This window comes from Hyphomonas neptunium ATCC 15444 (genome assembly GCF_000013025.1).
Lineage (GTDB): Bacteria > Pseudomonadota > Alphaproteobacteria > Caulobacterales > Hyphomonadaceae > Hyphomonas > Hyphomonas neptunia.
Window position 1 is genome coordinate 939,598 of sequence record NC_008358.1, and the last position, 24,113, is coordinate 963,710.

Here is a 24,113-nt window from a genome sequence, read left to right on the forward strand (position 1 = left end):
GCGGCGCTCCCGCGCAACAAGCCGCCCCATGAACATACTCCTGATCGGATCGGGCGGCCGTGAACACGCCCTGGCCTGGAAGATGGCGCAATCGCCGCTGGTAGACGTGGTGCATTGCGCGCCCGGCAATCCCGGCATGGACGAGATTGGCCCCTGTTTTGACGTGGCCGCCGATGATGTGGACGGCCTCGTAAAGCTCGCCCTCCAGATCGAGCCGGACCTGATCGTGATTGGCCCCGAGGCCCCCCTCGCGCTCGGCCTGTCAGACATCCTGCGCGCCCGTGGCTTTGACGTCTTCGGCCCCTCCAGAGAGGCCGCCCAGCTGGAAGCCTCTAAGGCCTTCTCCAAGGCGCGGATGACGAAATACGGCGTCCCAACAGCGGCCTATGATGAGTTTACCGCTGCCGCCCCCGCCAAGGCCTTCCTGCGCAAGATGCGCGCGCCTTATGTGCTGAAAGCCGATGGCCTCGCTGCCGGCAAAGGCGTGGTGATCGCGCAGACGCTGGAAGAGGCAGACGCCGAAATCGACGAGATGCTGTCGGGCAAGTTCGGCTCGGCCTCTGCCACTCTGGTGATCGAAGAGTTCATGGAGGGCGAGGAAGCCAGCGTGTTCGTCATCACCGATGGCGAAGGCGCGATCTATCTGCCCGCCGCGCAGGACCATAAGCGCGTCGGCGGTGGCGACACCGGCCCCAACACCGGCGGCATGGGCGCCTATGCCCCCGCCCCGGTCGTCAGTGAAGAGATCATGGCGCGCGTAAAGTGCGAGATTGCCGCGCCGATGCTGAAGGGCATGGCGAAAGACGGCATGCCCTATCAGGGCGTGCTCTATATCGGCGTCATGGTCACGCCCGAAGGCCCCAAGGTTGTCGAGTTCAATGCGCGCTTCGGAGACCCTGAATGCCAGGTGCTGATGAAGGGCCTGACGGGCGACATTGTTCCGGCGATCCTCGTGGCGGCAACCGGCGGCCTGAAGGGCGCCGAAGAGGCGTTTGAAGCGCTGCTGGACCTGGACAACTTCCAGCCGGCCGCCACCGTCGTGCTCGCCGCTAACGGCTATCCGGGCAGCTATGAAAAAGGCAGCGTCATTGAGGGCGTCAAGGAGGCAAGCGCGCTCGAAGGCGTCACCGTTTTTCATGCGGGCACGGATGTTACCGAAGGCGGAAAGCTCGTCGCCAAAGGCGGGCGCGTGTTGAACGTCACTGCCAGCGGGTCCACCTTGCGCGAAGCGATCGACCGTGCCTATGCGGGCGTGGACGCCATTGACTGGCCGGGCGGTTTCTGCCGCCGGGACATTGGCTGGCGGGCGCTGAAGCCTTAAGCGTTCGGATCAATCAGTATCTTGATTTCGCTGGGGCTGCTGGCGAGGCTGTCGAAGGCGGCTTCGGTGTTCGCCAGCGGTTGACGGCTGGTGATGAGGCGGGCGGCTTTATCCGGGTGGGCCTCGATCATGGCGAGGGCGGCGGCGAACTCTTCAGGGCGGTAGGCAAAGCTGAATTCGAGCGTCAGTTCGCGCAGGATACCGTCGAGCGGGGTCAGCTTTTCCTCATGCGGGCAGACCCCGGCGACGATGATGTGGCTGTGCGGCGGGGCGCCTTTGATGACCTGATCGATCAGGCCTTGCGCGCCCGTGCATTCGAAGATGTTCGCGCCCGGCGGCAGGCCGCGGAAATCCCGTTCCAGCAGGGGCGACATTGGAAATGGCTGGAGCCCGAGATCGCCCCAATGCGTGAAGGCGGAGTCTGCACGCGGATCTATGACAATATCCGCCCCCAGAAGACTTGCGGCGTGGCGGCGCTCAGCAGAAAAGTCCGCCGCCAGGATCGGCCCGCGCCCCTGCAGGCTGAGGGAGAGGATCACGGCAAGACCCACCGGCCCGCAGCCGATGACAACATTGGGCGCCCGGTTGCGGCTTGCCAGATTGGCAGCATGAAGGCCCACGGCGAGCGGCTCGGTGAGGGCGGCAAGGTCGTGGGGCACGCCGTCTGGAATACGGAAGCTGCGGGAAGCGTCGATACATGAGAGTTCCGCCAGGCCGCCGCCATGGGCGGGGGAAAGCCCGATGGTCTGGGGGCCTTCATGCGTGTGCGTGAAGGGAAGGCCTGTAATGATGTCCCCTGCCTTCAATCTGGTATCGGTTCCCGGCGCGATACCGATGATTTCGGCGGAAAATTCGTGGCCGGGAATGATGGCGGGCATCTGGCCTTGCGCCTCGGGCGGCAGGGTATCGGCCATCGCGGCCATCTGCTTGCGGGCGCTGAGGTCGCTGCCGCAGATGCCGGTGAAGATCGGGCGGACGAGGAGCTGTCCCGCCAGCGGTGACGGGTCCGGCATCTGGCGGATGCGGATGGAATTGCCCTGAAGCACAGCGGCGCGCATGATCTCTAATCCTGATTTCCTGGAAGTTTCAGTTCTCGGGCGGCAGGGCGAACTGGGCGACTTCCGGCTGGCCGGTATGGGCGGTGCGTCCGCCATCGGCGACCATGATGGTGCCGGTGACATAGGAGGCATCATCCGAGGCGAGGAAGGCCACGACACTGGCCATCTCTTCAGGCTGAGCCGCCCGCTCCATGGGGATGCGTTTGAGCCAGTCTTCCCGAAGGCCGGGCATTTGCTGCACGCCCGCCGTGATCGGCGTTTCGACAAGGCCGGGGCAGAGCGCGTTGACACGGATACCGTCCCGGCCATGATCGACGGCGAGGGCGCGGGTGTAATTCACTACGGCGCCCTTGGCGGCGTTATAGGCGGCGAAGCGATAGTCTCCGCCCAGGCCGGAGATGGAGGCGGTGTTCACGATGGCGCTCCCGCGCGGCATGTGGGGAATGGCGAAGTGGCAGGCATAATAGACACTGTGCAGATCAATCGCGATGACGCGTTCCCATTCCGCGGGCTGAATTTCCACGCTGGTGCCAAAGCTGCCGATGCCGGCATTGTTGAAGAGGATGTCGATGCGCCCATGGCGCTCCACAGCCGCCTTGACGAGGGCTTCAACCTCGGCAGCGCTGGACACATCGCACTTGACCGCCATGGCCGTGGGGCCAAGGTCTGCGGCGATGGATTTGCCGCCATTGTCGTTTACGTCTGCGAGGACAACATGAGCGCCTTCGCGGGCTAGAAGGCGGGCGGTCGCCGCGCCGATGCCGGAGGCGGCGCCGGTGATGACGGCGACTTTGTTTTCAAATCTCTTGCGGGTCATGGGAAAGCTCGCTTCAGCGCGCGGCGCTGGGCGGGGTTTCGGTGGCCCAGGCCGGGCGGCGTTCCTTGATCACATCGGTGATCTTGGCCCAGGCGGGCAGGGTTTTTGCCATGAATTTGATGTCGAAGGATTCCTCGCCGCGGAACTCCAGCACCTCGACGCCCTCGGGGCCGGGCGTGTAGCGATAGGCCTTGCCTGCGCCGATGAAGAAACCATCGCCTGCCCCGAGTGTTTCGGTGCCAAGCTGGAGCGTGCCGGCGACGATGTAGTAAAGGCAGTCCGCATTGTGCGTATGCAGAGGGAGCGGAAAGCCACTCTTGAACCAGGCATGGGTGAGGCTGAAACCGGGGCGGGAGAAGAGCGTCTTGACGGCATTGCCTTCGGCAAAGCCAGCCTCCAGCGCGCCGCTGATGCCGGCCTGCATATCCTCGTTGAGATCAGCGACTTCCATATGCCCGGTCTCGTCGAGCGTAGGCGAAGAGGCAAAACGGAAGATTTCCATGCCGGGGCCGGCGCTGGCGGACGGGTCTCTGGTGGCAGCGTTTGTCATGATCGGGTTCCTCCCAGCCGGTTTTCCTGTACTGGGGCGCTTTGCGCGCCTCCGGCGCTGCGCCCGGCGGAGCAGCGATTTGATCAAGGCGTACCATGCGTCAACGAATAGTCAATGTTGACTATTTGGCGAGTCCGGTTGACGTTCCGCTTTTGTAGGGGCCTTATTTTGTCTGTTATGCAGAATCGAACAGAAACCATTGGCCGCGATGTCTCTGCGCGGCGCCGGACAACCCGGCGCGGCGAGGAAACGCGGCGGCAACTGATCCAGGCAGCGGTCGAGTGTCTGTGCGAGCGCGGCTATGCGGCAACCTCAATTGAGGCTGTGATGGAGCGCGCCGGTGTCAGTCGTGGCTCGGTGCTGCATCAGTTCCCGACCCGGACGGCGCTGATCGCTGGCGCGATCGAGGCGGCGATGGAAATCATGATGGCCCATACGCGCGAGCGCATGCGCGATCTGCCCGACGCGGAAGCCCGCTATCGCGCGATGTGTGATGTCTTTTGGGAAACGCAGAAAATTCCCGAAGGCGCCGCCGTGACGGAGGCCCTGTTGGCCTCGCGCTGGGACGAAGCGCTCGCCGAGGCCATGCGCCCGGTTGCCATGCGGGTTGAGGCGGAGATTGACGATGACATGCGCGCGACTGCGCTGGCGGCGGGCGTGAAGGATGTGGAGGCCTGCGCCGTGCATGCACGCGTGCTGATCCTGACGCTGCGGGGCATCACGCTGGAACTGATGTATGACAAGGGCCGGGCAATGATCCACCGCGCGCTGGATCAGGTGCGCGCCCAGCATGTGGTGCATTGCGAAGAGATGCTGGGGCCGGCCAAAAACCCAAGCTGAGGCTCAGGCCGCCGGGTCTTCCTTGTACCAGACCTCTACGGGGCCTTTCAGCGTGAGCTGAAGCGGGCGGCCTTTGCGGTCTACGGCCTTGCCGGCTGAGACCTTTATCCAGCCCTCGGAGATGCAATACTCCTCGACGGTCGTTTTCTCTTCGCCGCGAAAGCGCACGCCGATGCCGCGCGCGAGCACGTCATAGTCGTAGAACGGGCTATCGGGATAGATGGACAGGCGGTCGGGCGGTGTATCGGTCATGGGCGGCGGTTTAGCCTTCCCGCGCGGGAATAATCAAGAGGAATAGGCGGCGTCATTTGCCAATGAACAGGAAGGTTCCTTCCGGGACATCCTCCAGAAACGTGGCCAGATCGGCCTCTGAAAAGACGATACAGCCATTGGAGCGCCCAAGCTTGCCATAGCGCGCGAGGTGGTCAGGCTCGGCATAGCTGGCCGCATGGATGACGATAGCCCGGCTGCGCGCGGTCTGGTTGGTGTCATCCAGCCCATCGAGGCGCACGGATCGGCCGTGCTTGCCGTGATATGCCTCGGCAATACGAAAGGCGCCCTGCGGGCTGGCCTGAGATTCCGGTACGCTGGAAAAACTGTCCAGATAGCCGTCATGATCGGGGTCTGAGCCAAGGCCGTGGGCTGCGCGGTAAGCAGTCACGGTCCCGGTTTCGAGGTTGACCACATAGAGGCGTTCTTCCCTCGAATGGCGGGAATAATCCACAATGACGACCCGGCCGGTCTCGCCCGCCTCCCCGCCCTCATCTTGAAGGGCATTCAACGCCTGGGTCAGCAATTCTGGCCGGATCACCTGTTCCGGATCGAGGACCACAGCGAGAGAGGCAGGCGCCCATGAGAGAAAGAGCAGAAGAAACAGGGTGAACGCGCGTTTCACAGTCGGCCTCTCTCAACAAGGCGCACGCCCCTGTACCTCGCGGCAGGTCTTGGCGCAGCGTCTTCAATCGGTATGGTAACAGCTAAAATCCGGCAGAATTGAGAGAGACCTAAAATGGCAGAGGCGGCAAACGCACAGGATCTTTATTCGGGCACCAAGGAAGTGGCCGAATCCCATCAGTTCGATGAGACAAAGCTTGCCGCCTGGATGGAGGCGAATGTTGAGGGCTATGAGGGCCCGCTGGTCGTCCGCCAGTTCAAGGGCGGCCAATCCAACCCGACCTACCAGCTCGTCACGCCCAAGAAGAAATACGTGATGCGCCGCAAGCCGCCGGGCACCCTGCTGCCCAGCGCGCATGCGGTTGACCGTGAATTCCGCATCATCAATGCGCTTTACCCCCTCGGCTATCCGGTGGCGCGGCCTTACGGGCTCTGCATGGATGAAGAGGTCGTGGGCACTATATTCTACGTGATGGATATGGTGGAAGGCCGGATTCTCTGGGACGGCACGCTGCCCGATTCAACACCTGCCGAACGCCGCGCGATCTACGAAGCGAAGGTCAAGACGTTTGCAGACCTGCACAATGTCGACTGGAAGAAAGCGGGCCTTGAGGGCTTCGGCAAGGAGGGCGATTATATCGCCCGCCAGATCCACCGCTGGACGAAGCAGTATAAAGCCTCCGAGACGATGCATATTCCGGAGATGGAGCAGCTGATCGAATGGCTGCCCAAGAATATCCCGCCAGGCGAGACCACGACCATTGTGCATGGCGACTATCGCCTCGACAATATGGTCCTGCATCCCACCGAGTCCAAAGTCATTGCGGTGCTGGACTGGGAACTCTCGACACTGGGTGATCCGATTGCGGACTTTTCCTACCACCTGATGAACTGGGTGATGCCGCCGGGCGATAGCGCGCGCGGATCGATCATGGCGATTGACGACCTGAAAGCCTGGGGCATTCCCACGATGGAAGAGTATGTGGCGATGTATTGCGCGCATACCGGCCGCAAGGGCCTTCCGGAACTGGACTACTACTTCGCGTACAACGCCTTCCGCCTCGCGGGTATTCTGCAGGGCATTATCGGCCGCGTGCGCGCCGGCACCGCCAACAGCGCGAACGCCGAATCCAACGCCGCGCGCGTTGTGCCGCTGGCCAAATTCGCCGCTGAATACGCGCGCCGCGCCGGCATGCCGGGGTGAGCGTTGCTCCCACCAGTCCGCCGGCGCCGGAGAGCGGCCGGCGGCTGTTGACGCGCCGGGACCTGTTGCTGCTGACGCTTGCGGGCGCGGTGGTTACGGCCAACGCATATTATATCCATCCGATCATCGCCCTTGTGGCGAAGGATTTTGGCGTGTCGGCGTCTGCCATCGGCCTGGTGCCTGCGCTGAACCAGATTGCGCTGGCGCTCGGCATTTTCTTTCTTCTTCCGCTGGGTGACCGGTTCAGTAACCGGCAGCTTGCCATCGTGTTTGCCGCCGGCCAGTTCGTCGGCCTGCTGATGATGGCGTTCGGAGGCAGTTTCTGGCTGTTCGTTGCAGGCTCCACCTTCCTCGGCTTTTCAACGATCACGCCTTACCTTCTGCCTGCCTATGCCTCCAAAAGGGTGGCGCCGGGGGATCTGGGCCGCGTCACGGCGACCCTGACGACGGGCGTGATTGCGGGCATCCTGCTGGCGCGCGTGGGTGCGGGATGGGTGGGCGAGCATCTTGGCTGGCGCACGGTTTACTACATTGCGGCGGGCGTCATGCTCGTGATCACATTGCTCCTGCCCCGGATCATGGACGGGCGAGAAAAATCTGAAGACCAGGCGCCCGCGGGCAGCTATTTCGGCCTTGTGCTTTCGATGTTCCCGATTGTGCGGCGTCACCCCGAAGTGCTGATCTCCGGCACGATCCAGGGCATCGGCTTTGGGGTGTTTCTCTCGGTCTGGCTGACCCTTGGTCTGCATCTGACCAGCCCCGAGATGGGGTATGGCGCCGATACAGTTGGCTATCTCGCCGGGCTGGCTTTGTTAAACCTTCTGACGACGGCGCCGCTCGGGGCCTGGGCAGACCGGACGGGTCCGAGAAAGGCACGTCTTATCATTTCCATTGTCCAGTTTTCCGGCGTCTGCCTGCTGGGGGTGTTCGGCCACAGCCTATGGCTGTTGATGATCCCGCTGACGATGATGAATGTGGTTGGTCCGCTGATCGATGTGACAGGCCGGATGACCTTTCTCAGCCAGCCGCCCGGCGTGCGCACGCGCCTGATGACGGCTTATATCGTGCTGATGTTCATTGGCGGGGGTGTTGCCAGCTGGGCGGCAACCTTTGTGTATGAGCAGGGCGGCTGGGCAGCCACAACCAAGCTGACGCTTGTGCTCTCGGCCTTGCTGGTGATGCTGTCATTCCTGAGCCTTGTGATTTTCGGGAAGGATGCCGGGCGCAGCAAGACGTGACGCGCCGTCCTGAACATGGCAGGATCATGTGAAACGGAGGAACCATGACCGACATTCTCAAAGGCCCGCTGCGCAGCCCCGTCAACATGCTCACCGAGCAGAAATATGGTGGCCACAAATCCCTGCACGATGACGCTGAAGCCGCGCGCCTCGGCATCAAGGCCGGGCCAATCGAAGGGCCAACGCATTTCCAGCAATTCGTGCCGCTGCTGGCCGAGGTCTGGGGCAATGCGTGGTACGAGCGGGGCTGCTTCTCCTGCCATTTCCTGAACATGGTGTTTGATGGAGAGAAGGTTCACGCCGAAATCGACCGGCCAGCTCCCGGCGCTACCCACACGCTGTGCCGTGCCTTCAAGGAAGATGGCACACCTGTTCTCGAAGCCAGCGCAACGCTGGGGCCCGATCATGGCGAGACCCTGCTCGAAGCGCGTATGAAATCGCTGCGCCCGGCGAATGACCTGGTTATTCTGGCGGATTTGAAGGTCGGGATGCAGGGCGCTTCAGAGGAGCGCGTGCGCATGGGCGCGGACCAGAATATGGGCGATCTCTACCCATTCTCCTTGGAAGAAAAGCTCGGCAAGATCACCGAGAACCATCCGATGTATTCCGATGCCTCGGCCTCGCCCTGGGGCCGGGCCGTGGTGCCGCTTGAGATGGTCAGTGTACTTGCAAACTATTCCAGCCATGGCGCGCGCTTCCCCGTGAAGCATCCCAGCATTGGCCTGTTTGCCGATCTTGAAATCCGGATGATCGAAGGCCCGCTTTTCGTCGGCGAGGAATATGTGCTGCGCCGTGAAGTGGTGGCGCTGTCTGAATCCCGCCGGGCGGAGAACTACTGGATACGAACGCGCATCTTTGATGCCTCCGGCCAGAAGCAGGTCGCTGAAATGCTGCTCAATCACGGCGTGATGAAGGCCAGCTATCCGGCCTATCCGAAAGAAAAGCTGGCATGACGCCCGCCCGGCTGCGCAAGCATTGTCTGTCTCTTCCGGGGGCAGACTGCGTTGTGCAGTGGGGGGACGACCAGATCTACAAGATCGCTGGCAAGATGTTCGCCGCCACTGACAGCGCCTGCACCCGTGTTTCGTTCAAATGCAGCGATGAGGCGTTTCATGTGCTGGTGGAGTCGGGCGTTGGAGAGCCTGCCCCTTATCTGGCGCGGGCCAAATGGGTGCAGGTGAGCCCCGCGGCCATGCCCCCCGAGGAGCTGCAGATGCGCCTCACCCAGGCCTATGCCATCGTGCGTTCGAAACTTACGAAAAAGCTTCAATCTGCCCTGCCGCCATTTGATGGCGGTTCCTTGCTCTAAATTGTTGAACAGATGGCAGGAAACGCTACCGTACTGGCTTGTTCCGGGGAGGTTATACCTATGAAAAAACTCACTGCCGCTGCCATTTGCGCGATGCTGCTTTCCGCGCCCGCCATGGCTGAAGATGCAATCATCCATGCTGGCTATGTTCTGGCCAAGCCGGGCGAAGGCTATCTCACCCGTCAGACAATCCTCGTGGAGGATGGCCGGGTTGTTTCAGTCACGTCTGGCTACTCAACGCCGAAAGACTATGCGGTGATCAATCTGCGTGACGCATATGTTCTGCCCGGCCTGATCGACAGCCATGTGCACATTACCGGCGAGAATGGCCCGGAAGGCCGTATCAAGGAATTTGAGAACTCGGATGTCGATACAGCGTTTGATGGCGCTGCGTTTGCGTTGACCACGCTGGAGGCAGGCTTCACGACCGTTCAGGATGTCGGGGCGCCCAATGATTCCATCTTCGGGCTGCGGGATGCCATCGCGCGGGGGGCTGTGCCGGGCCCGCGTCTGCGCGCATCGGGCGGTAGTGTGGCCGTTACGGGCGGGCATGGTGATATAAACGGCTATTCGGCCCGCGTGATGGCAGAATTCACGGGCGCCAATATCTGCAACGGGGCGGACGATTGCCGCCGGGCTGTGCGTCAACAGATCAAGGAAGGCGCCGATCTGATCAAGATCACGGCAACAGGCGGCGTACTTTCCAATACGTCCGCGGGCCTGGAACAACAGTTCACGGAAGAAGAACTCGAAGCTATCGTAGATGCCGCGCACTCGATGGGCAGGAAGGTTACTGCCCACGCGCATGGCAAGAGCGGTGTGGACGCCGCCCTTCGCGCCGGTATCGACTCGATCGAGCACGGCACCTATCTCGACGGGGAGTCGATTGCCCTGTTCAAGGAAAATGGTGCAACGCTGGTGCCGACGGTTCTCGCCGGCGCGACTGTAACCGGATGGACCAATGAACCCTGGCTGCCGGCTGCCTCGCGAGCGAAGGCTGCGCAGGTTGGCCCGCTGATGCTTGAAATGCTTCGCCGGGCGCATGAGGGCGGGGTCACTGTAGCGTTCGGGACCGACACCGGCGTCTCCCGCCATGGTGACAATGCCAAGGAATTTGCCTTGATGGTCGAGGCCGGATTCACGCCGGAAGAAGCAATCCGTTCGGCCACGGTGGTGGCGTCAGAACATCTGGAAATGTCGCAGGATATAGGCACTCTGGAGGCTGGCAAATATGCCGACCTTATCGCGGTGACGGCCGATCCTCTCAAGGACATCCGGGCGCTTGAGGCAGTCAGCTTTGTCATGAAGGGCGGAGAGGTCTACAAGTCCGGCAAGTAATTTGCAGGGGCAGGGGAGGCGCGGCCTGTCGCTTTGACGGCGGAGGCTGCGCCGCTTATGCAATTCAAGTTGGTAAATCCCGCCCGCCGGGCCGCGCCACCGTGAGCCCCTATGAGGAAAGTCATGGCTATCCGTTCCTGCCTGTCCCTATCTGTCGCCGTTCTGGCCCTTGCCGCCTGTGGCGGAGAGGCGCCGCCGGAGGTCCGGCCCTCCGTCCAGGCGCAGACCGTAAGCAGTGAAGAATGTGTGCCGATTGCGGACGGCATGTATGAAATGCGGGACGGCCGCCTGCTGGCGACATCCCTGCCGCCGGAACTTGCCGCCAGCAATCCCGCCCTCTGGGCACAAGAAATCAAGGCAGGCCTTCAGGGCGCCGGGATCGGCTGGCTGGGTGTGGTGATCCGGGATCAGGTAGCCGTCGTGACGGGAACCGCGCCGGACGCTGAGGCGAAAGCGCAGGGTTTCTCCACGGGCCGGGCCGCCATTGAAGGCCACCCGCGCGCGGGCGAGGCAAACCTGATCATCGTGGACGGGATTTCGATTGAGGGCGGCGAAGAAGGTATCGGCGTTCCGCTTGCCAATCTGACCGGCCAATTGACCACGATCGAGAGCTGCCAGGCGGCGTTTGATGTCACCTCGAAGGACCGTGTCATCCAGTTCGGCGCCGGCAATGCCAATATTTCACCGGTCAGCCTGCCGCTGATCGATGCGTTGGGCGGCATTGCAGCCCTCTGCCGCGCCTTTGAAATCGAGATCGGCGCGCACACCGACACGCGCGGCGCCGACGACTATAATCAACGCGTCTCCCAGGAACGCGCTGATGCGATCCGTGCCTATCTCCTCGGCAAAGAGCTTGCCGAGGAAACGCTGACGGCTGTGGGCTATGGCGAAACCCAGCCCATCGACACCGGGTCGACGGCTGAGGCGCATGCCCGCAACCGCCGCACCGTGTTCACGGTTAAGCAGCGCTGAAGCTCAGAAGCTGAGGATCAGCCCTTTTGAGGGCGGGATCTTCGCGTCGAGCGTTTGTTGCCAGGCGGTCTTGATGGCGTCCTGACCGCTCTGTTTGAGGGGCGTGAGATATTTGGCTGAGGCCGAATAGAAGCCTGCCAGCGCCTTGCTGGTTCTGGCGTTCAGTTCATCCGCGCCCAGCGCTTTTGCGCGCTCGGCGGCATATGTCGGCACAAAGAAGAATTCCGGCTGTGGACCCGGCGCGTCAACCGGCGCGCGATTACCTTCCCAATCCGTCACACCGATCACAAGGCTGCGGACCAGCCGGTCCTTCAGCGCATGATGGACATCGGCGGTGAGTGCCGGGCGCCCCACAAAGTCGACATAGGCCGAAAGCCCCCGCGCGTGCAGCCGGTCCACATCGTCATAGGTTGTGGTGCGCGCATAGAGGCCGGAGGCTTCGACATAGTCCTTGTTGGCCGGTGAGGTGAGGCCGATGGCTTCCACGGCGCCGCGCTGTTTCAGGCAATGGGCGAGGGCGAGCGCGGTCTTGGACGAGGCCGACGAAATCACAACCGTTTCCGGGATCTCCGTGCCCGTCTCCATCAGGCAGTCATCAATCATCCAGCCGGTGGTGAACAGGGGGCGGAACAGCATCTGCTGGGCTTCGAAAGCCGGATCGTAAGACGGGTCTGCCGCGTTGAAGATGTAGGTGTTGTAAATGGGTGCGAGCCCCTGGCGATGGGCGGCGCCGTCCATAAAGCTCGCCGCGCTGACACGCACGGGCTGGATGTCGAACTCATCCGAGATCGGCAGGTATCCATAGACGCGCGCACCGGGCGCAACGCCTTCAGCCTTGGACGCGGTAACGGTGGCAAAACCCCAGACAGGCACGCGGCCGAAGGCCGGATCAGCCGCCGGGAAGAAGTTCCAATAGCCCATCGCCTCGCCAAAGCTGGCATAGGTGACGTTGTTTGCCGTCAGCGCGAAGGCGTCCACCTTCAGCCGCGCCTGTCCATCTGCCAGTGGCGGCAGCGGCGTGTTTACCCAGGAAGTGTCGCGCAGATTGCTGCGCCGGATCAGAAAGTCAGCCAAGTTCAGTCCCCTTGTTCGGGCTCAGCTTCGGCCTTTCCCCATGAATGCGCCGATGCGAGCCTGCATGTCAGGGCCTACGCCCTCATTGTTAAGTATTTCCCATTGCAGGCCGCTGTCCATATCCCGCGCGTCAGTCGCTTCCAGCAGGCGCTTGTTGGCCGCGTGGCTGAACGGCGAATTGGCGAGGATCTGGCCTGCCATTTTGTCGATGGCGGCGTCAAATTCCGCATCGGGAACAACGTGTTCTGCCAGGCCGATGCGCAGCGCCTCTGCTGCGCCGAACATTTCGGCGGTAAACATCAGGCGCTTGGCGGTGGCGATGCCCACGCGCCGGGGCAGGCGCTGGCTCATCCCCCAGATCGGGGTAAGCGCCCATTTGGCATGCGTGTCGCCAAACTTCGCGCTTTCGGCGGCAATGATGAAATCTGCCGCAAGCGCCACTTCCAGTGCGCCGGTATAGCAATGACCATGCACCGCCGCGATGACAGGCTTGGGCAGGCGCTCCAGCAGGCGCAGGGTTTCCGAATGCCAGCCGCGCGAGGGCACTTTCTCGCCCTCGGCAATGTCGGCCAGATCATGGCCGGCAGAGAAACATCGCCCCGCCCCGCGCAGGACAACGCAGCCGATGGACTCATCCTTGTAAAGATCGCTCACATGCCCGCGCAGTTCTTCGAACATGCCGACGGTCAGCGAGTTCAGCTTGTCCGGCCGGTTGAGCGTCAGGATGGCCAGGCCGTCCCGGTCTTCGCGCAGAACAACGCTCATTTGCCCAGATCCACCATCAGGGACGAGATCGCGTGAACGAAGTTGTTGGGCGCAATCGTCTGCTCGCCGGTCCAGCGCACATTCGGGAAACGCGACAGGATTTGCCGGTAAGCAGACTCCAGCTGCATGTTGGCGACCCGCTGGCCGAGGCACACATGCGGCCCGTGACCAAAGGCGAGATGTTCCTTGGCGTTGGAGCGGTCGATATCGAAACGGTCCGGGTTCTCGAATTTCGACGGATCGCGGTTGGCGGCCGCGTAATACATGATCACCTTTTCGCCTTCGGCAATCTTCTGGTCGCCCAGCTCTGTGTCCTGAGTGGCCGTGCGGCGCATATAGGTCACCGGCGTCACCATGCGGATGGCTTCGTGCACGAAGTTAGGAAAGCGCTCGGGCTTTTCTTTCAACTGTTCGCGCAGCTCGGGATTTTCCGTCAGCAGGCGCATCGTCCCTGAGAGCGAGTTACGCGTCGTATCGTTGCCCGCGAAGACAATGAGCAGCCAAGAGCCATCAAGGAATTCCGGCGACAGCGGCTTGCCATCAACCTGCACATTGGCAATGGCCGAGAGAAGATCCGGCTGCGGATTTTTGCGGCGCTCCTCTAGCAGGTAGCGGCCATATTCAAACATGGCCTGAATCTCGTTCAGGAATGCCATGATCTGCTCTTGGGATACATTCCCGAGGCCTTCCTGCTGGGCCTGGTATTGCGAAGTCTCGAGGAAGTGCATCCAATGGACCAGCTTCGGGCGGTCAGCCGGTGGAACACCCAGGATTTCACACAATGTAAAGAGGGGTAGTTCCGCCGAGAACATTTCCACCATGTCTACAACGGGGCCTTGGGCCTCCATCGTGTCGAGCAGGCGGTTTACTTCCACATCCACCCGCTTTCTCAGTTCCGCAACAAAATCGGCGCGGAAATAAGCCATATGCTCCATGCGCAGGGGCGTGTGATAGGGCCGGTCGAGGTTGATCAGCGAGTTCAGCGACGAAGAATGCAGCAGCGGATGGCGTGGAACGCCCTCCATGCCGTAATTCATCAGGATGCCGCCTTTTTGCGACGAGAACGTTTCCGGTGTCAGTTCGACCTTTTTGACGAGATCATATGAGGTAACGGCCCAGAAGCCCGCGCCATATTCTTCCGGGTGCCACATCACGGGCGCCTTCTCCCGCATCTTCGCGAAATCGGCGTACGTATAGCCGCCATGTTCGGAGAAAACGGTGGGCTGGGTAAGATCCAGTGGGGGTGTCAGGGCGTAAGCCTTGCCGAATTTTGGCTCCTTGGGAGGGCTCTCGACCTGATAGGTTTCAGTGACATTCATGAAGGTCATGGGCGTAGCTCACAATATCTGTTCGGGAGGGCAGGGGCAGGGTGGGGCGCCCGGAAGCGCCCCCAAGTATCAGAACCTGTACCGTACCGGGATGGATTTCGGGCCGCCCACGAAATTGGCCTTGATGAAGCTTGGCTCGCCGGCGAGTTCAATCGACTTCACGCGGCTGAAGAGTTCTTCATAGATCGCCTGCATTTCAAGGCGTGCCAGGTGCATGCCCAGGCACATATGCCCGCCATAGCCAAACGAGATCAGCTTGTTGGGCGACCGGTCGGCCTTGAAGCTGTAAGGGTCGTCAAAGACTTCCTCATCGCGGTTGCCAGACGGATAGCAGAGCAGCAGGCTTTCGCCTTTCAGGATGTTCTTGCCACGGAGGGTGTAGTCATCCTGCGCCGTGCGCATGAAATGCTTCACCGGCGTGGTCCAGCGGATGGCTTCGTCCACGGCGGTGCGTGACATGCCCTTTGGATCATCCATCATTTTCTTGAGTTCAGACGGGCTCTGCAGCATCGCCAGCACGCCACCGCCGGTTGAGGCGCTGGTTGTGTCGTGTCCGGCGGCTGCCGTGATGATGTAATAGCTCATCGCTTCGAGCTGACCGATAGGCTCACCGTCAATCATGCCATTGGCAATCACGGTGGACACGTCATCCTTCGGGTTGGCGCGGCGGTCGGCTGTGATGTTGGTGAAGTACATGAAGAATTCGGCCAGCGTCGCCTGGATCGAGGCGAGGCCTTTTTCGACATCGCGCTCCTCAGCCAGGGATTTGTCGCGCATCAGGTCTTCATCCTGCGCGCCGAAGATTTCCTGCGTCAGCTTCAGCATCATCGGCTCGTCCGATTCCGGAACACCCAGGATCTGCATGATCACGCGCAGAGGATAATAGAGCGCGATATCACGCTGGAAGTCGCATTCGCCGCCAAGGTCTTCCATCCGGTCGACATATTGCTTGGCAATGCTGCGGACGGCGTCATCCCGCTTTTTCACGTTCTGCGGCATGAACCATTCCTGGGTCAGGTGGCGCAGCTTGTAGTGGGACGGGTCGTCGAGCTGAACGAGGGTCTTGAGCAGGTGGGGCTGGCCAAACTTGGCGTAAACGCCTTTCTCCGCCTCATGATAGGACAGCATCTCGCGCTGGCCGTTCGTGAACAGCTGGTTCTGGCGCGACACGTCCATGATGTCGGCATGCTTGGTGACGGCCCAGAAGGGACGGAAACCCTCCGGCTCACACCAGGCGAGCGGGTCTTCGGCGCGGAGGCGCTTGAAGGCGGCGTCCAGCGTGGGCGGGTCGGCATAGACGGCCGGAGTTACGATCTGGTCGCAGGTTGCGGCGGCGGCCTCGCTCATACGGCGGGCAGGGTCTTTCTTTGTGTCCGGCGGAACCGCCAGCACAGCTGAATCGGACATGGGAAATTCCTCCAGAGTAGGGGTTTGCGGCGTCTACGACCGCTTCCCCTTCACTCTAGCCGAAGGCCCCCGTCTGCCAAGGCGTGACTTAGCGGCAGGCGCAGGCTTCTCGGGCGCCGTATCCACCTCATGTCCCAACAGGGCCAGCGCCGTTTCCAGCAGGTCAGGCGGCACTTCATCCACCTGTCCGGGCTTGAGGTCTGCCAGCAGGAACGGACCGTAACTTACCCGGATGAGGCGGTTCACGGTGAGGCCGACCGACTCCAGCGCTTTACGAACTTCGCGGTTCTTGCCCTCAGTCAGCGTCACGGTCAGCCAGGAGTTGGCGCCCATCTCCCGATCGAAGACGGCCTTGATAGGCTGATACTTCACGCCTTCAACGGTGATGCCGCTGGCCAGTTCGTCGATCTTCAGCTGGGTCACGGTGCCTTTGGCGCGGACCCGATAGGTGCGCTCCAGCGCCGATTTGGGCAGTTCCAGGAAGCGGGCCAGCTCGCCATCGTTCGTCAGCAGCAGCAGGCCCTCTGTCGTCAGGTCGAGCCGTCCGACCGTCACAGTGCGGGGGAGGGATTTTGGAAGCTCGTCAAAGATTGTCCGGCGCCCGGCGGGGTCGTTGGTGGTCGTGATCAGGCCGGAGGGCTTGTGATAGCGCCAGAGACGGCTGGCATCGGGCGCCTGGATGACCTTGCGGCCAACCTTTATCGCTTCCCGGCCGGTTACCTTGAAGGCGGGCGAGGTCAGCTTCTGGCCATTGACCGTTACTTCGCCCGCTTCGATCAGGCGCTCCACCTCGCGGCGGGAGGCAACCCCGGCGCGGGCGAGGTATTTGGCAATCCGCTCGCCCTCGCTCCAGTCAGCCGGGGTGGCGGTCGATTTGCTTTTGGGGCCAGGTGCCCGTTTGGGGCTGGAAGGCTTTCGGGCTGGGCGGCCCGTCTCGCGACGCTCCGTCATGGCAATGTCTTTCTGTGACTTGTTTCAGCCGAGGAATTGCAGGACTGGCGCGCCAATAGCAAGGCCAAGGGCCACCTCAGTCGCCATCCAGATGGGAATTATCCGCGTGTCGCCGAGCTTGGCGCGGTCAAAAACGAGCGCAACCGCCCGCCCGATGGCAGCGCCAAACCAGCCCGCCGCGATGGGCAGCACAACCAGCGTTGAGCCCGCAGGCGGCGTTATTACGACGATCACCAGCGCGGCGCCGTGAACCATCAGCAGCAGGCCGCCATAAGTGGCACGGAATTCCGAATATCCCCCGCCTTTGGCAGGATCTGCCTTGAGGCGCACCACGCCCGAGGCCCATTCGGGCGCAATCAGCGCGCCCAGACCTAACGCGGCGCCGAAGCCGAGCCCTGTAATCGCAAGAATTTCTGTTAGCGGCATGGCGTTTCCGGGCTCCTCTGATCCATCAGGATAGGGCGCGGCGGGCGATTGCCCAGCCTGTTCCCGCCAACATTACAACTGCAGGGAATCTCTGAATTTCCTGTAAACCCTAACGCAGTTTCGGAAAAAATTAACCTTTGGGCGGCTTGATCAAATCGAGTTCAGCGGCGCCCCTGAGATTCACTCCACACTCTCGCCGCACAGCGTAACTTGAGGACAAGACGCCCATGCGCATGAAGATGTTCGCCGCAGAATCGATGGAAGCTGCCAAGGCGATGATCTTTGCGGAGATGGGCGAGGATGCCGTCATCCTCTCCGAGCGCGAAGTTGATGGCGGCGTCGAAGTGCGCGCCGCAACCGACCGGGCAGGGGCCGCCGCAAAAGGTAACGAACCTTTCTTCCTGCGCGAGGCCCGCAATCTCGGCCATGGCCGCGGCGCCGACAATCCGGTCTTTGCCCGCGTGCGCGACGCGCTGCTCTGGCATGGCGCGCCGCAGCGCTTTGCCGAGCGTGTGGCCAATGAAGGCGCGGGCCGCCGTCCGGGTGAGTTTTCCACACCCGAAGAGGCGATGGCCGAGGGCTTGTCCCGCATGGTGACCTGCGATCCCATACCGGCGCGTCTTGACCGTGACATTCTCCTGGTGGGTCCACCCGGCGCAGGCCGCACCTCCACCGCTGCCAAACTGACCCGCCGCGCCTCTGTCGCGCGCACCGAGATCACCCCGCTGGCCGCCGATCTGGACGGTTCTGCCGGGGGCGAACAGCTCGCCGCCTATCTGGAGCGCGAACGTGCCCAGATCCGCGTGGCCGAAACGCCAGACGCCCTGTTCAGCGAACTGCGCGCCCTACGCAATGAAAGCCGCCGCTGTGTGATCGATCTGCCAGCGATCAACCCGTTCGAGGGCGATGATCTGGCCAGCCTTGGCGATCTCGTCGCTGCGATCCGCGCCGAGCCGGTTCTGGTGCTCTCTGCCGAGGGGCACCCGGACGATCTGGCCGAGTCCGCCCGTGCTTTCCACAGGGCCGGCGTGCGCCGCGCCATCCTCACCAAACTCGATGTTGTGCGCCGCAGGGGCGGGGCCATCGCCGCCCTGACATCCTCCGGCATCGCCTTTTCGCACCTGGCAATCACCCCCTTCATTGGCGGCGGACTCGTTCCGGCTGCCCCTTCACGCCTCGCCGCGCTTCTGATGGAAGACGCCCGCGGTGACGTGATTGCCCTCAGAGGAGCTGCATGATCCCATGAGCTTTGCCCTTCGCAGATCCCAGGACCGTCCCCCCGTTCGCCCGCCCCCGCGGGTCGCGCCGGCCTCCGTCATCACCGTTGCCAGTGGCAAGGGCGGCGTCGGAAAGACGTTTGTTTCAATCTCTCTGGCCTCCTCATTGGCCCAGGCCGGCCGCCGCGTTCTGCTGGTGGACGGCGATCTTGGCCTCGCCAACGTCGACGTTCAGCTCGGTATTGCCCCTGAGACGGATCTGGCCGCTGTTGTGGCCGGCTGGGTCGAGCTTGAAGATGCCGTGACGCCGGTTGATGGCGGCGCGGGTCATGGCGGATTTGATGTGCTGCCGGGCCGTTCGGGCTCTGGCGCTCTGGCTGAACTGCCTACGGAAGAAGTTGCGCGCCTGGCTGCCGGTCTTTCGGCGCTGGCGCTGCAATATGATCATGTCGTCATCGATCTCGGCGCCGGTATCGAGGCCAACTGCATGCGCCTGGCCCGTTCGGGCGACAAGGCGCTGATCGTGATTACGGATGATCCCTCCTCGATGACGGACGCTTACGCCTTCATCAAGGTGCTTCGTGGTTACGCGCCATCGGTAGAACCGCTGATCTGCATAAACCAGGCCGATACCCGCGCTGCGGGCCAGCGCACCTATGAAGCCATCGCCCGCGCCTGCCAGACTTTCCTGGGTTTCCGCCCGCGCCTGGCTGGAACGGTGATGCGCGATCCCAAGGTGCGCGACGCAATCCGTTGTCAGAAAACACTTATGTCCATCGATCCACAGGCCCAGCCTGTTCAGGATGTCATAGCGGTGGCCCAGGTGATGATGGGGCAAGCCTCAGCGGAGCTTGGCAACTGATCCGTTCAGAGAAAATGAATCATTTCGTCTGTGTTCCAACGCTTTTTTAATACCTGTTAATAAAGGTGCGTTAGGATTCACAATGTTAACCAAAGCCGCTACGACTAACTTAAGATGATTCGGGAGACGAGCGATGCGCGTCCTGCTAATTGAAGATGACCGGGCGCTGGCCCGCTCAATCGAGCTGATGCTCAAAGCCGCTGGCTTCAACGTCTACCTCACCGACCTCGGTGAAGACGGCGTTGATATCGGCAAAGTCTACGAGTTCGACATGATCCTCCTGGATCTGTCGCTGCCGGACATCACCGGTTTTGAGGTGCTCAAACAGCTCCGCATGAGCCGTGTGAACACGCCTGTCATGATCCTCTCGGGCAATCCGGACATCGAAGCGAAGGTGAAAACCCTTGGCTACGGCGCTGACGATTACCTCACCAAGCCGTTCAACAAGGACGAGCTGATCGCCCGGATCACCGCCATTGTGCGCCGCTCCAAAGGCCATGCCGAGAGCGTGATCCGCACCGGCGACATCCTGGTGAACCTGGACGCAAAAACCGTCGAAGTCGACGGCGAGCGTGTCCACCTCACCGGCAAGGAATACGCCATGTTCGAGCTGCTTTCCCTGCGCAAGGGCACGACGCTCACCAAGGAAATGTTCCTCAACCACCTCTATGGTGGCCTCGACGAACCCGAGCTGAAGATCATCGACGTCTTCATCTGTAAGCTGCGCAAAAAACTGCAGCAGGCCACGGGCGGCAATCACTATATCGAAACCGTCTGGGGACGGGGCTATGTGCTGCGCGATCCGCGCCCATCCCAGAAATCCAGCGAGATCGAAGAAGCCGCCTGAATTATCTGAGAGTGAGCTTTCTGAGACCCGTCAAAAATTTACGCCCGGAGAGCCAGACTCTCCGGGCGTTTTTCATTGCGGATTTGAAGCGCGCCTATTTCCGCCCGCGGACTTCATCCGTGCCCTTGCGGGCGAGGCCGTCGGCCCGCTCGTTACCCTCATCGCCCGCATGGCCCTTCACCCAGACCCAGGTGATCTCGTGCCGTTTGCAGGCTTCTTCCATCGCCATCCACAGCTCCTGGTTTTTCACAGGCTTCTTGTCGGCGGTTTTCCAGCCATTGCGCTTCCAGCCCTTGATCCATTTGGTCAGGCCGTCCTTCACATAGGTGGAATCCACGTTCAGCGTGATCTTTGAGGGGCGGTTGAGCGCGTTCAGCGCCTCGATCACGGCGGTCATTTCCATCCGGTTGTTGGTGGTGGCCGGATCGCCGCCATAGAGTTCCTTTTCGTGGCCATTCCAGCGGATCAGCGCGCCCCAGCCGCCGGGGCCGGGATTTCCGCTACACGCGCCATCAGTCCAGATTTCAATCATGTCTTTGTCGGTCATGATCAGCGGGGTGCGGGGCTTTGGCGCCCGCGTCAAGCGCCCTTCAGAAGACACTCACATCCATCTGTGTAAGCTGGCGGGCCGGCTGTACGATGGCGTGAAACAGGAAGCCGCAGAATGCGCCTGCGATGGCGCCGATGCATCCGCCACACATCAACGCCCCCAGCGCAGAGGCCGCTCCGCCAAACCAGCCAAAGCCAAATGTCGTGCCACCCACCAGCACCGCGCCCCACACCGCGCCCCAGCGCACATAGGATGCCGGCGCCGTGATGCCCCGATAGGGAAACCGGCCGATCGACAGGCCGAGCGCCAGCGCGGCTGCCGGCACCGTGATGAAGAACAGGATGAAGTTCATCGCCGCCAACTGGGTGGCCAGCAGCGCGCCGCCCCGGAAATCTCCGGCGCCGACGGCCAGCCCCGGTGCCTGGCCCGCCAGACCGATGACTGTGAAGCTGAGCGCCATCATCAGAAAGCCGACAATGGCAACCACGACACACGCCGCCATGGAGGAGAGGAAAAGGGCAAGCTTGACCCGCTTCACCCGGCGCGGGCGCGCGGCCATAGCATAGCCGGGCAGCGGGCTGTCGGGTGCGGAAGGAGGTACGTGTGGTTCAGGCCCTGCGTTGTCGCTCATGCCCCATAGCCTTCGGCGCTTTCGATCTTGCGATGGAAAGCCAGCCGAGCGGCGTATTCAAGAGGGTTTTTGGGCTTTACGAGGGCGCCCGCCGGCGTGGACGACCAATCAGAGAGGCGCGTGAGGAAAAACCGCATCGCCGATCCGAGGCACAGCGCAGGCAGCGCCTCCCGCTCAGCCGCTTCAAGCGGTCGGACCGATTGGTAGCCCGCGATCAGTGCGGAGCCTTTGGAGAAATTGTATTCCAGCCGCGAAGCATCCGTCGCGTTGCCTTCTTCGAAGGCCCAGGAATTGAGACAGACAGCGAGATCGTAAGCCAGCGCGTCGGTGCAGGCGAAATAGAAGTCGATGGCGCCAGAGAACGCCTCGCCCAGGAAGAAGGCGTTGTCCGGGAAGAGATCGGCATGGATGGTCCCGCGCGGAAGGTTCGCCGAAAAAGCTCGCGCCGCATTGATGCGCTCGAAGCAGGCGTTCACTTCGGCTTCCAGTCCCGGCTGGATCGCCTCGGCATCTGCCCCGCGCCCGTCCCACATGCGGCGCCAGGAAGATGGCCCGAGGGCGTTCTCGCGGTGGCCTTTGAAATCCGCCAGCGCCAGATGCATCCGCGCCAGACCTTCGCCCAGCGAGCGGCACTGCTTCGCCGTAGGGCGGCGCGGCGAGAGGCCATCGAGGAACGTCACGATGACGGCCGGGCGGTCTTCCAGCGTGCGCAGCGCCTGTCCGTCAAGCCCCATGACCGGCTCGGGGCAGGGATAGCCCTTTGACGAGAGATGCTGCTTCAGACCAATGAAATACGGGAGGTCTGCCGCGTTCACCCGCTTTTCAAACAGGGTGAGAATGTACCTGCCCTTGCGGGTCTCGAGATAGTAATTCGAGTTCTCAACGCCCTCGGCAATGCCCTTGAACGCAAGCGCCTCGCCGAGATCATACCCGGCGAGGAACCCTGCGAGGGCTTCATCAGAAACTTGCGTATATACCGCCATAGGCGGCGCCCTTACGCAGTTTTGGAGAGCATGTCACGGCTAAGTGTCTTGCCGGCGAGCAGGTAGTGGATCGCCGCCCAGCCATAGAGCGAAGCAAAGATGATGATCGACCATTGCAGGCCGCGGGCATCGGCGTCGCGACAGGCAGCGGCCTGGTCAGCGGCGAGCACGGTGACGTCCTTACACATCTGCAGGGTGAGGCCGATCGTATTGCCATCCAACATCATCGTCTTGAGGCCGGTGGAGAGGAAGCCGATCAGCGTGGGGCCAAGGCCGATGCCGATCAGGTTCACCGCAAACAGAGTGATCGCCACGGCCGTTGCGCGTGTGCGGCTGTCCACAACCCCTGCCGAGACCGCATACATTGGGCCGAGATAGAAGTAGTGCAGCGTGGCCGCCAGCATCAGCGGCGGAATCATCAACGGCACGGTGGGGCTGAGATAGCCGAGCCAGTAAAGCGGCACGGAAAGCCCCATGCCCAGCGCCGGCATCCAGGACAGCGCTGTGGGATACCGCACGGACAGCCTGTCCGCGAGGAAGCCCGAGAGGAACACGCCAATCGCCGCCATCACGCCCAGAACCAGCGAGAAGATCAACGCCGCTTCGGTCAGCGTCAGCCCGTGGGTGCGCAGCAGAAAGGAGGTGGAGAAAGCCGCAACGCCGTAACCGGCAAAGGAGGCGATCGCCGCGCCGGCCACAACATGCACATAGGTCGGCTTCTTCATCAGATCCTTCAGCACTGTGCCGAAGCCATCAGGTACCGCTTTGCGCGGCGCGCCCGGAGGATCAGAATATCCGCGGGGTGGCTCTTTCACGGTGAAGAATAGGATGAGGGCAAACAGAACGCCCGGCAGGCCAACGGCGATAAACGCGATGCGCCAGCCTTCCAGGCTATTCCAGTCCACCAGCCCCTGCGCCCAGGTCCAGCCCCATGAGCCGAAGAGATTGTAGACGTTCTCGCCGGTCACATAATCATTGATCGGGCCTGCGGCGAGACCGGCCAGCATCCCGCCCAGCGGAACGCCGAGCGCATAGATTGAAGCGGCCGTCGCGCGGCTTGTCGGCTTGAAATAATCGGCGATCACAGACTGTGCCGGCGGCGTACACCCCGCCTCGCCTACGCCTACGAGCAGGCGGAAAATGAACAGCGTCATGAAGCTCGTCGCAAAGCCGCAGAGCACCGTCATCAGGCTCCACAGGGTCAGCGAGATCACAATGATCATCATCCGGCTGCGGCGTTCGGCAACGCGCGCAATCGGGATACCCAGCGTCGTGTAGAAAATCGCAAAGGCGAGGCCGCCGAGCAATCCCATATGCCAGTCTTCGAGCTGGAGGGAGAGTTTCATCGGCTCGGTCAGGATACCGAAAATCGAGCGGTCGATGAAATTGAAGATGTAAACAACAAGCAGCGAAGACAAAACATAGCCGCGGTAAAGCGGGGTTCCGAATCCGGTTTTGTAACCCGGAACGGCTTCGGTGGTTGTCTGGCTAGGGGTGGCGGCGTCGGTCATGCGGGTCTCCACGACAGTCA

Annotated in this window: 26 protein-coding genes; 11 read left to right on the forward strand and 15 right to left on the reverse strand. The window is 62.1% G+C overall.

All coding sequences use genetic code 11. From position 1 onward, the window contains the following. The first annotated feature begins 28 nt into the window (after positions 1-28). A complete protein-coding gene (purD, locus tag HNE_RS04595; RefSeq protein WP_011645949.1) occupies positions 29-1,321 on the forward strand; it encodes a phosphoribosylamine--glycine ligase in 1,293 nt (430 codons plus the stop codon). On the opposite strand, the gene HNE_RS04600 is transcribed toward purD, so the two are convergent. From HNE_RS04600 to HNE_RS04610, 3 genes are read right to left on the reverse strand one after another with little or no spacing between them, the layout of a single operon-like run. Continuing rightward, positions 1,318-2,379 (reverse strand): zinc-binding dehydrogenase, encoded by a 1,062-nt coding sequence (locus HNE_RS04600; RefSeq protein WP_011645950.1) that lies wholly within the window; start codon positions 2,377-2,379, stop codon positions 1,318-1,320. The two genes, purD and HNE_RS04600, sit on opposite strands and share 4 nt — an antisense overlap. A gap of 28 nt (positions 2,380-2,407) precedes the next feature. After that, positions 2,408-3,196: an SDR family NAD(P)-dependent oxidoreductase gene (locus tag HNE_RS04605; protein ID WP_011645951.1), complete on the reverse strand. Its 789-nt coding sequence runs from the start codon at positions 3,194-3,196 to the stop codon at positions 2,408-2,410. A 13-nt stretch (positions 3,197-3,209) separates the two neighbouring features. Then, positions 3,210-3,746, reverse strand: coding sequence for a cupin domain-containing protein (locus HNE_RS04610; protein ID WP_011645953.1), 537 nt, complete (start codon positions 3,744-3,746; stop codon positions 3,210-3,212). A 177-nt stretch (positions 3,747-3,923) separates the two neighbouring features. On the opposite strand from HNE_RS04610, the gene HNE_RS17805 reads away from it, so the two are divergent. Then, positions 3,924-4,586, forward strand: a complete 663-nt coding sequence (locus tag HNE_RS17805; protein WP_011645954.1) for a TetR/AcrR family transcriptional regulator — start codon at positions 3,924-3,926, stop codon at positions 4,584-4,586. A gap of 3 nt (positions 4,587-4,589) precedes the next feature. Here HNE_RS17805 and HNE_RS04620 read toward each other — a convergent pair whose 3' ends face one another. Both HNE_RS04620 and HNE_RS04625 read right to left on the reverse strand, forming a co-directional pair. After that, positions 4,590-4,838: a DUF3297 family protein gene (locus HNE_RS04620; protein WP_011645955.1), complete on the reverse strand. Its 249-nt coding sequence runs from the start codon at positions 4,836-4,838 to the stop codon at positions 4,590-4,592. Positions 4,839-4,890: 52 nt separating this feature from the next. After that, a complete protein-coding gene (locus tag HNE_RS04625; protein ID WP_011645956.1) occupies positions 4,891-5,481 on the reverse strand; it encodes a murein L,D-transpeptidase catalytic domain-containing protein in 591 nt (196 codons plus the stop codon). Between the two features lie 114 nt (positions 5,482-5,595). Here HNE_RS04625 and HNE_RS04630 point away from each other — a divergent pair, with 114 nt between their 5' ends. The 6 genes from HNE_RS04630 to HNE_RS04655 all read left to right on the forward strand — a co-directional run bounded on the left by HNE_RS04630 (position 5,596) and on the right by HNE_RS04655 (position 11,541). Then, the gene (locus HNE_RS04630; RefSeq protein WP_011645957.1) at positions 5,596-6,684 is read left to right on the forward strand and encodes a phosphotransferase family protein; all 1,089 of its coding nucleotides are present in this window, start codon (positions 5,596-5,598) and stop codon (positions 6,682-6,684) included. Then, positions 6,681-7,922 carry an MFS transporter gene (locus tag HNE_RS04635; RefSeq protein ID WP_233351997.1) on the forward strand — a complete coding sequence of 414 codons (1,242 nt, stop codon included), beginning with the start codon at positions 6,681-6,683 and terminating at the stop codon, positions 7,920-7,922. Before HNE_RS04630 ends, HNE_RS04635 begins: the two co-directional genes overlap by 4 nt. 44 nt (positions 7,923-7,966) lie before the next feature. Then, positions 7,967-8,875: a hypothetical protein gene (locus HNE_RS04640; protein ID WP_011645959.1), complete on the forward strand. Its 909-nt coding sequence runs from the start codon at positions 7,967-7,969 to the stop codon at positions 8,873-8,875. Next, positions 8,872-9,231 carry an MmcQ/YjbR family DNA-binding protein gene (locus HNE_RS04645; RefSeq protein ID WP_011645960.1) on the forward strand — a complete coding sequence of 120 codons (360 nt, stop codon included), beginning with the start codon at positions 8,872-8,874 and terminating at the stop codon, positions 9,229-9,231. Before HNE_RS04640 ends, HNE_RS04645 begins: the two co-directional genes overlap by 4 nt. Positions 9,232-9,291: 60 nt before the next feature. Then, positions 9,292-10,569 carry a metal-dependent hydrolase family protein gene (locus tag HNE_RS04650; RefSeq protein WP_011645961.1) on the forward strand — a complete coding sequence of 426 codons (1,278 nt, stop codon included), beginning with the start codon at positions 9,292-9,294 and terminating at the stop codon, positions 10,567-10,569. Positions 10,570-10,692: 123 nt separating this feature from the next. Then, positions 10,693-11,541, forward strand: a complete 849-nt coding sequence (locus HNE_RS04655; RefSeq protein WP_011645962.1) for an OmpA family protein — start codon at positions 10,693-10,695, stop codon at positions 11,539-11,541. Positions 11,542-11,544: 3 nt separating this feature from the next. On the opposite strand, the gene HNE_RS04660 is transcribed toward HNE_RS04655, so the two are convergent. From HNE_RS04660 to HNE_RS04685, 6 genes are all read right to left on the reverse strand, one after another. Beyond that, on the reverse strand, positions 11,545-12,615 hold the full coding sequence (locus tag HNE_RS04660; RefSeq protein WP_011645963.1) for a DUF2855 family protein: 1,071 nt from the start codon (positions 12,613-12,615) through the stop codon (positions 11,545-11,547). 21 nt (positions 12,616-12,636) lie between these two features. Beyond that, a complete protein-coding gene (locus tag HNE_RS04665; protein WP_011645964.1) occupies positions 12,637-13,380 on the reverse strand; it encodes an enoyl-CoA hydratase/isomerase family protein in 744 nt (247 codons plus the stop codon). Further along, entirely contained in the window at positions 13,377-14,699 is a 1,323-nt protein-coding gene (locus tag HNE_RS04670; protein ID WP_011645965.1) for a cytochrome P450, read from the reverse strand. The genes HNE_RS04665 and HNE_RS04670 overlap by 4 nt, the downstream gene beginning before the upstream one ends. A gap of 78 nt (positions 14,700-14,777) precedes the next feature. Then, entirely contained in the window at positions 14,778-16,115 is a 1,338-nt protein-coding gene (locus tag HNE_RS04675; protein ID WP_011645966.1) for a cytochrome P450, read from the reverse strand. Between the two features lie 33 nt (positions 16,116-16,148). After that, a complete protein-coding gene (locus HNE_RS04680) occupies positions 16,149-17,066 on the reverse strand; it encodes a pseudouridine synthase (RefSeq protein WP_011645967.1) in 918 nt (305 codons plus the stop codon). A gap of 24 nt (positions 17,067-17,090) precedes the next feature. Continuing rightward, positions 17,091-17,492: a hypothetical protein gene (locus HNE_RS04685; protein ID WP_011645968.1), complete on the reverse strand. Its 402-nt coding sequence runs from the start codon at positions 17,490-17,492 to the stop codon at positions 17,091-17,093. Between the two features lie 227 nt (positions 17,493-17,719). Here HNE_RS04685 and HNE_RS04690 point away from each other — a divergent pair, with 227 nt between their 5' ends. The 3 genes from HNE_RS04690 (at position 17,720) to ctrA (ending at position 20,418) form a co-directional block, all read left to right on the forward strand. Next, a complete protein-coding gene (locus HNE_RS04690; protein WP_035590053.1) occupies positions 17,720-18,730 on the forward strand; it encodes a flagellar biosynthesis protein FlhF in 1,011 nt (336 codons plus the stop codon). A gap of 4 nt (positions 18,731-18,734) precedes the next feature. Beyond that, positions 18,735-19,571, forward strand: a complete 837-nt coding sequence (locus tag HNE_RS04695; protein ID WP_011645970.1) for an AAA family ATPase — start codon at positions 18,735-18,737, stop codon at positions 19,569-19,571. 133 nt (positions 19,572-19,704) lie between these two features. Continuing rightward, positions 19,705-20,418 (forward strand): response regulator transcription factor CtrA, encoded by a 714-nt coding sequence (gene ctrA, locus HNE_RS04700; protein WP_011645971.1) that lies wholly within the window; start codon positions 19,705-19,707, stop codon positions 20,416-20,418. Positions 20,419-20,512: 94 nt separating this feature from the next. Here ctrA and rnhA read toward each other — a convergent pair whose 3' ends face one another. From rnhA to HNE_RS04720, 4 genes are read right to left on the reverse strand one after another with little or no spacing between them, the layout of a single operon-like run. Beyond that, positions 20,513-20,965 (reverse strand): ribonuclease HI, encoded by a 453-nt coding sequence (gene rnhA, locus HNE_RS04705; protein WP_011645972.1) that lies wholly within the window; start codon positions 20,963-20,965, stop codon positions 20,513-20,515. Positions 20,966-21,008: 43 nt separating this feature from the next. Next, complete coding sequence (locus HNE_RS04710) at positions 21,009-21,599, reverse strand: hypothetical protein (RefSeq protein WP_148205807.1); 591 nt, start codon at positions 21,597-21,599, stop codon at positions 21,009-21,011. Next, positions 21,596-22,582, reverse strand: a complete 987-nt coding sequence (locus tag HNE_RS04715) for a homoserine kinase (protein WP_011645974.1) — start codon at positions 22,580-22,582, stop codon at positions 21,596-21,598. Before HNE_RS04715 ends, HNE_RS04710 begins: the two co-directional genes overlap by 4 nt. An 11-nt stretch (positions 22,583-22,593) precedes the next feature. Beyond that, positions 22,594-24,093 carry a spinster family MFS transporter gene (locus tag HNE_RS04720; protein WP_011645975.1) on the reverse strand — a complete coding sequence of 500 codons (1,500 nt, stop codon included), beginning with the start codon at positions 24,091-24,093 and terminating at the stop codon, positions 22,594-22,596. Between the last annotated feature and the right edge of the window lie 20 nt (positions 24,094-24,113).

Coding starts and splice junctions, on each gene's coding strand:
- purD (WP_011645949.1), top strand. CDS start 29: ATGAACATACTCCTGATCGGATCGGGCGGCCGTGAACACGCCCTGGCC.
- HNE_RS04600 (WP_011645950.1), bottom strand. CDS start 2,379: ATGCGCGCCGCTGTGCTTCAGGGCAATTCCATCCGCATCCGCCAGATG.
- HNE_RS04605 (WP_011645951.1), bottom strand. CDS start 3,196: ATGACCCGCAAGAGATTTGAAAACAAAGTCGCCGTCATCACCGGCGCC.
- HNE_RS04610 (WP_011645953.1), bottom strand. CDS start 3,746: ATGACAAACGCTGCCACCAGAGACCCGTCCGCCAGCGCCGGCCCCGGC.
- HNE_RS17805 (WP_011645954.1), top strand. CDS start 3,924: ATGCAGAATCGAACAGAAACCATTGGCCGCGATGTCTCTGCGCGGCGC.
- HNE_RS04620 (WP_011645955.1), bottom strand. CDS start 4,838: ATGACCGATACACCGCCCGACCGCCTGTCCATCTATCCCGATAGCCCG.
- HNE_RS04630 (WP_011645957.1), top strand. CDS start 5,596: ATGGCAGAGGCGGCAAACGCACAGGATCTTTATTCGGGCACCAAGGAA.
- HNE_RS04640 (WP_011645959.1), top strand. CDS start 7,967: ATGACCGACATTCTCAAAGGCCCGCTGCGCAGCCCCGTCAACATGCTC.
- HNE_RS04645 (WP_011645960.1), top strand. CDS start 8,872: ATGACGCCCGCCCGGCTGCGCAAGCATTGTCTGTCTCTTCCGGGGGCA.
- HNE_RS04650 (WP_011645961.1), top strand. CDS start 9,292: ATGAAAAAACTCACTGCCGCTGCCATTTGCGCGATGCTGCTTTCCGCG.
- HNE_RS04655 (WP_011645962.1), top strand. CDS start 10,693: ATGGCTATCCGTTCCTGCCTGTCCCTATCTGTCGCCGTTCTGGCCCTT.
- HNE_RS04665 (WP_011645964.1), bottom strand. CDS start 13,380: ATGAGCGTTGTTCTGCGCGAAGACCGGGACGGCCTGGCCATCCTGACG.
- HNE_RS04670 (WP_011645965.1), bottom strand. CDS start 14,699: ATGAATGTCACTGAAACCTATCAGGTCGAGAGCCCTCCCAAGGAGCCA.
- HNE_RS04675 (WP_011645966.1), bottom strand. CDS start 16,115: ATGTCCGATTCAGCTGTGCTGGCGGTTCCGCCGGACACAAAGAAAGAC.
- HNE_RS04680 (WP_011645967.1), bottom strand. CDS start 17,066: ATGACGGAGCGTCGCGAGACGGGCCGCCCAGCCCGAAAGCCTTCCAGC.
- HNE_RS04685 (WP_011645968.1), bottom strand. CDS start 17,492: ATGCCGCTAACAGAAATTCTTGCGATTACAGGGCTCGGCTTCGGCGCC.
- HNE_RS04690 (WP_035590053.1), top strand. CDS start 17,720: ATGCGCATGAAGATGTTCGCCGCAGAATCGATGGAAGCTGCCAAGGCG.
- HNE_RS04695 (WP_011645970.1), top strand. CDS start 18,735: ATGAGCTTTGCCCTTCGCAGATCCCAGGACCGTCCCCCCGTTCGCCCG.
- ctrA (WP_011645971.1), top strand. CDS start 19,705: ATGCGCGTCCTGCTAATTGAAGATGACCGGGCGCTGGCCCGCTCAATC.
- rnhA (WP_011645972.1), bottom strand. CDS start 20,965: ATGACCGACAAAGACATGATTGAAATCTGGACTGATGGCGCGTGTAGC.
- HNE_RS04710 (WP_148205807.1), bottom strand. CDS start 21,599: ATGAGCGACAACGCAGGGCCTGAACCACACGTACCTCCTTCCGCACCC.
- HNE_RS04715 (WP_011645974.1), bottom strand. CDS start 22,582: ATGGCGGTATATACGCAAGTTTCTGATGAAGCCCTCGCAGGGTTCCTC.
- HNE_RS04720 (WP_011645975.1), bottom strand. CDS start 24,093: ATGACCGACGCCGCCACCCCTAGCCAGACAACCACCGAAGCCGTTCCG.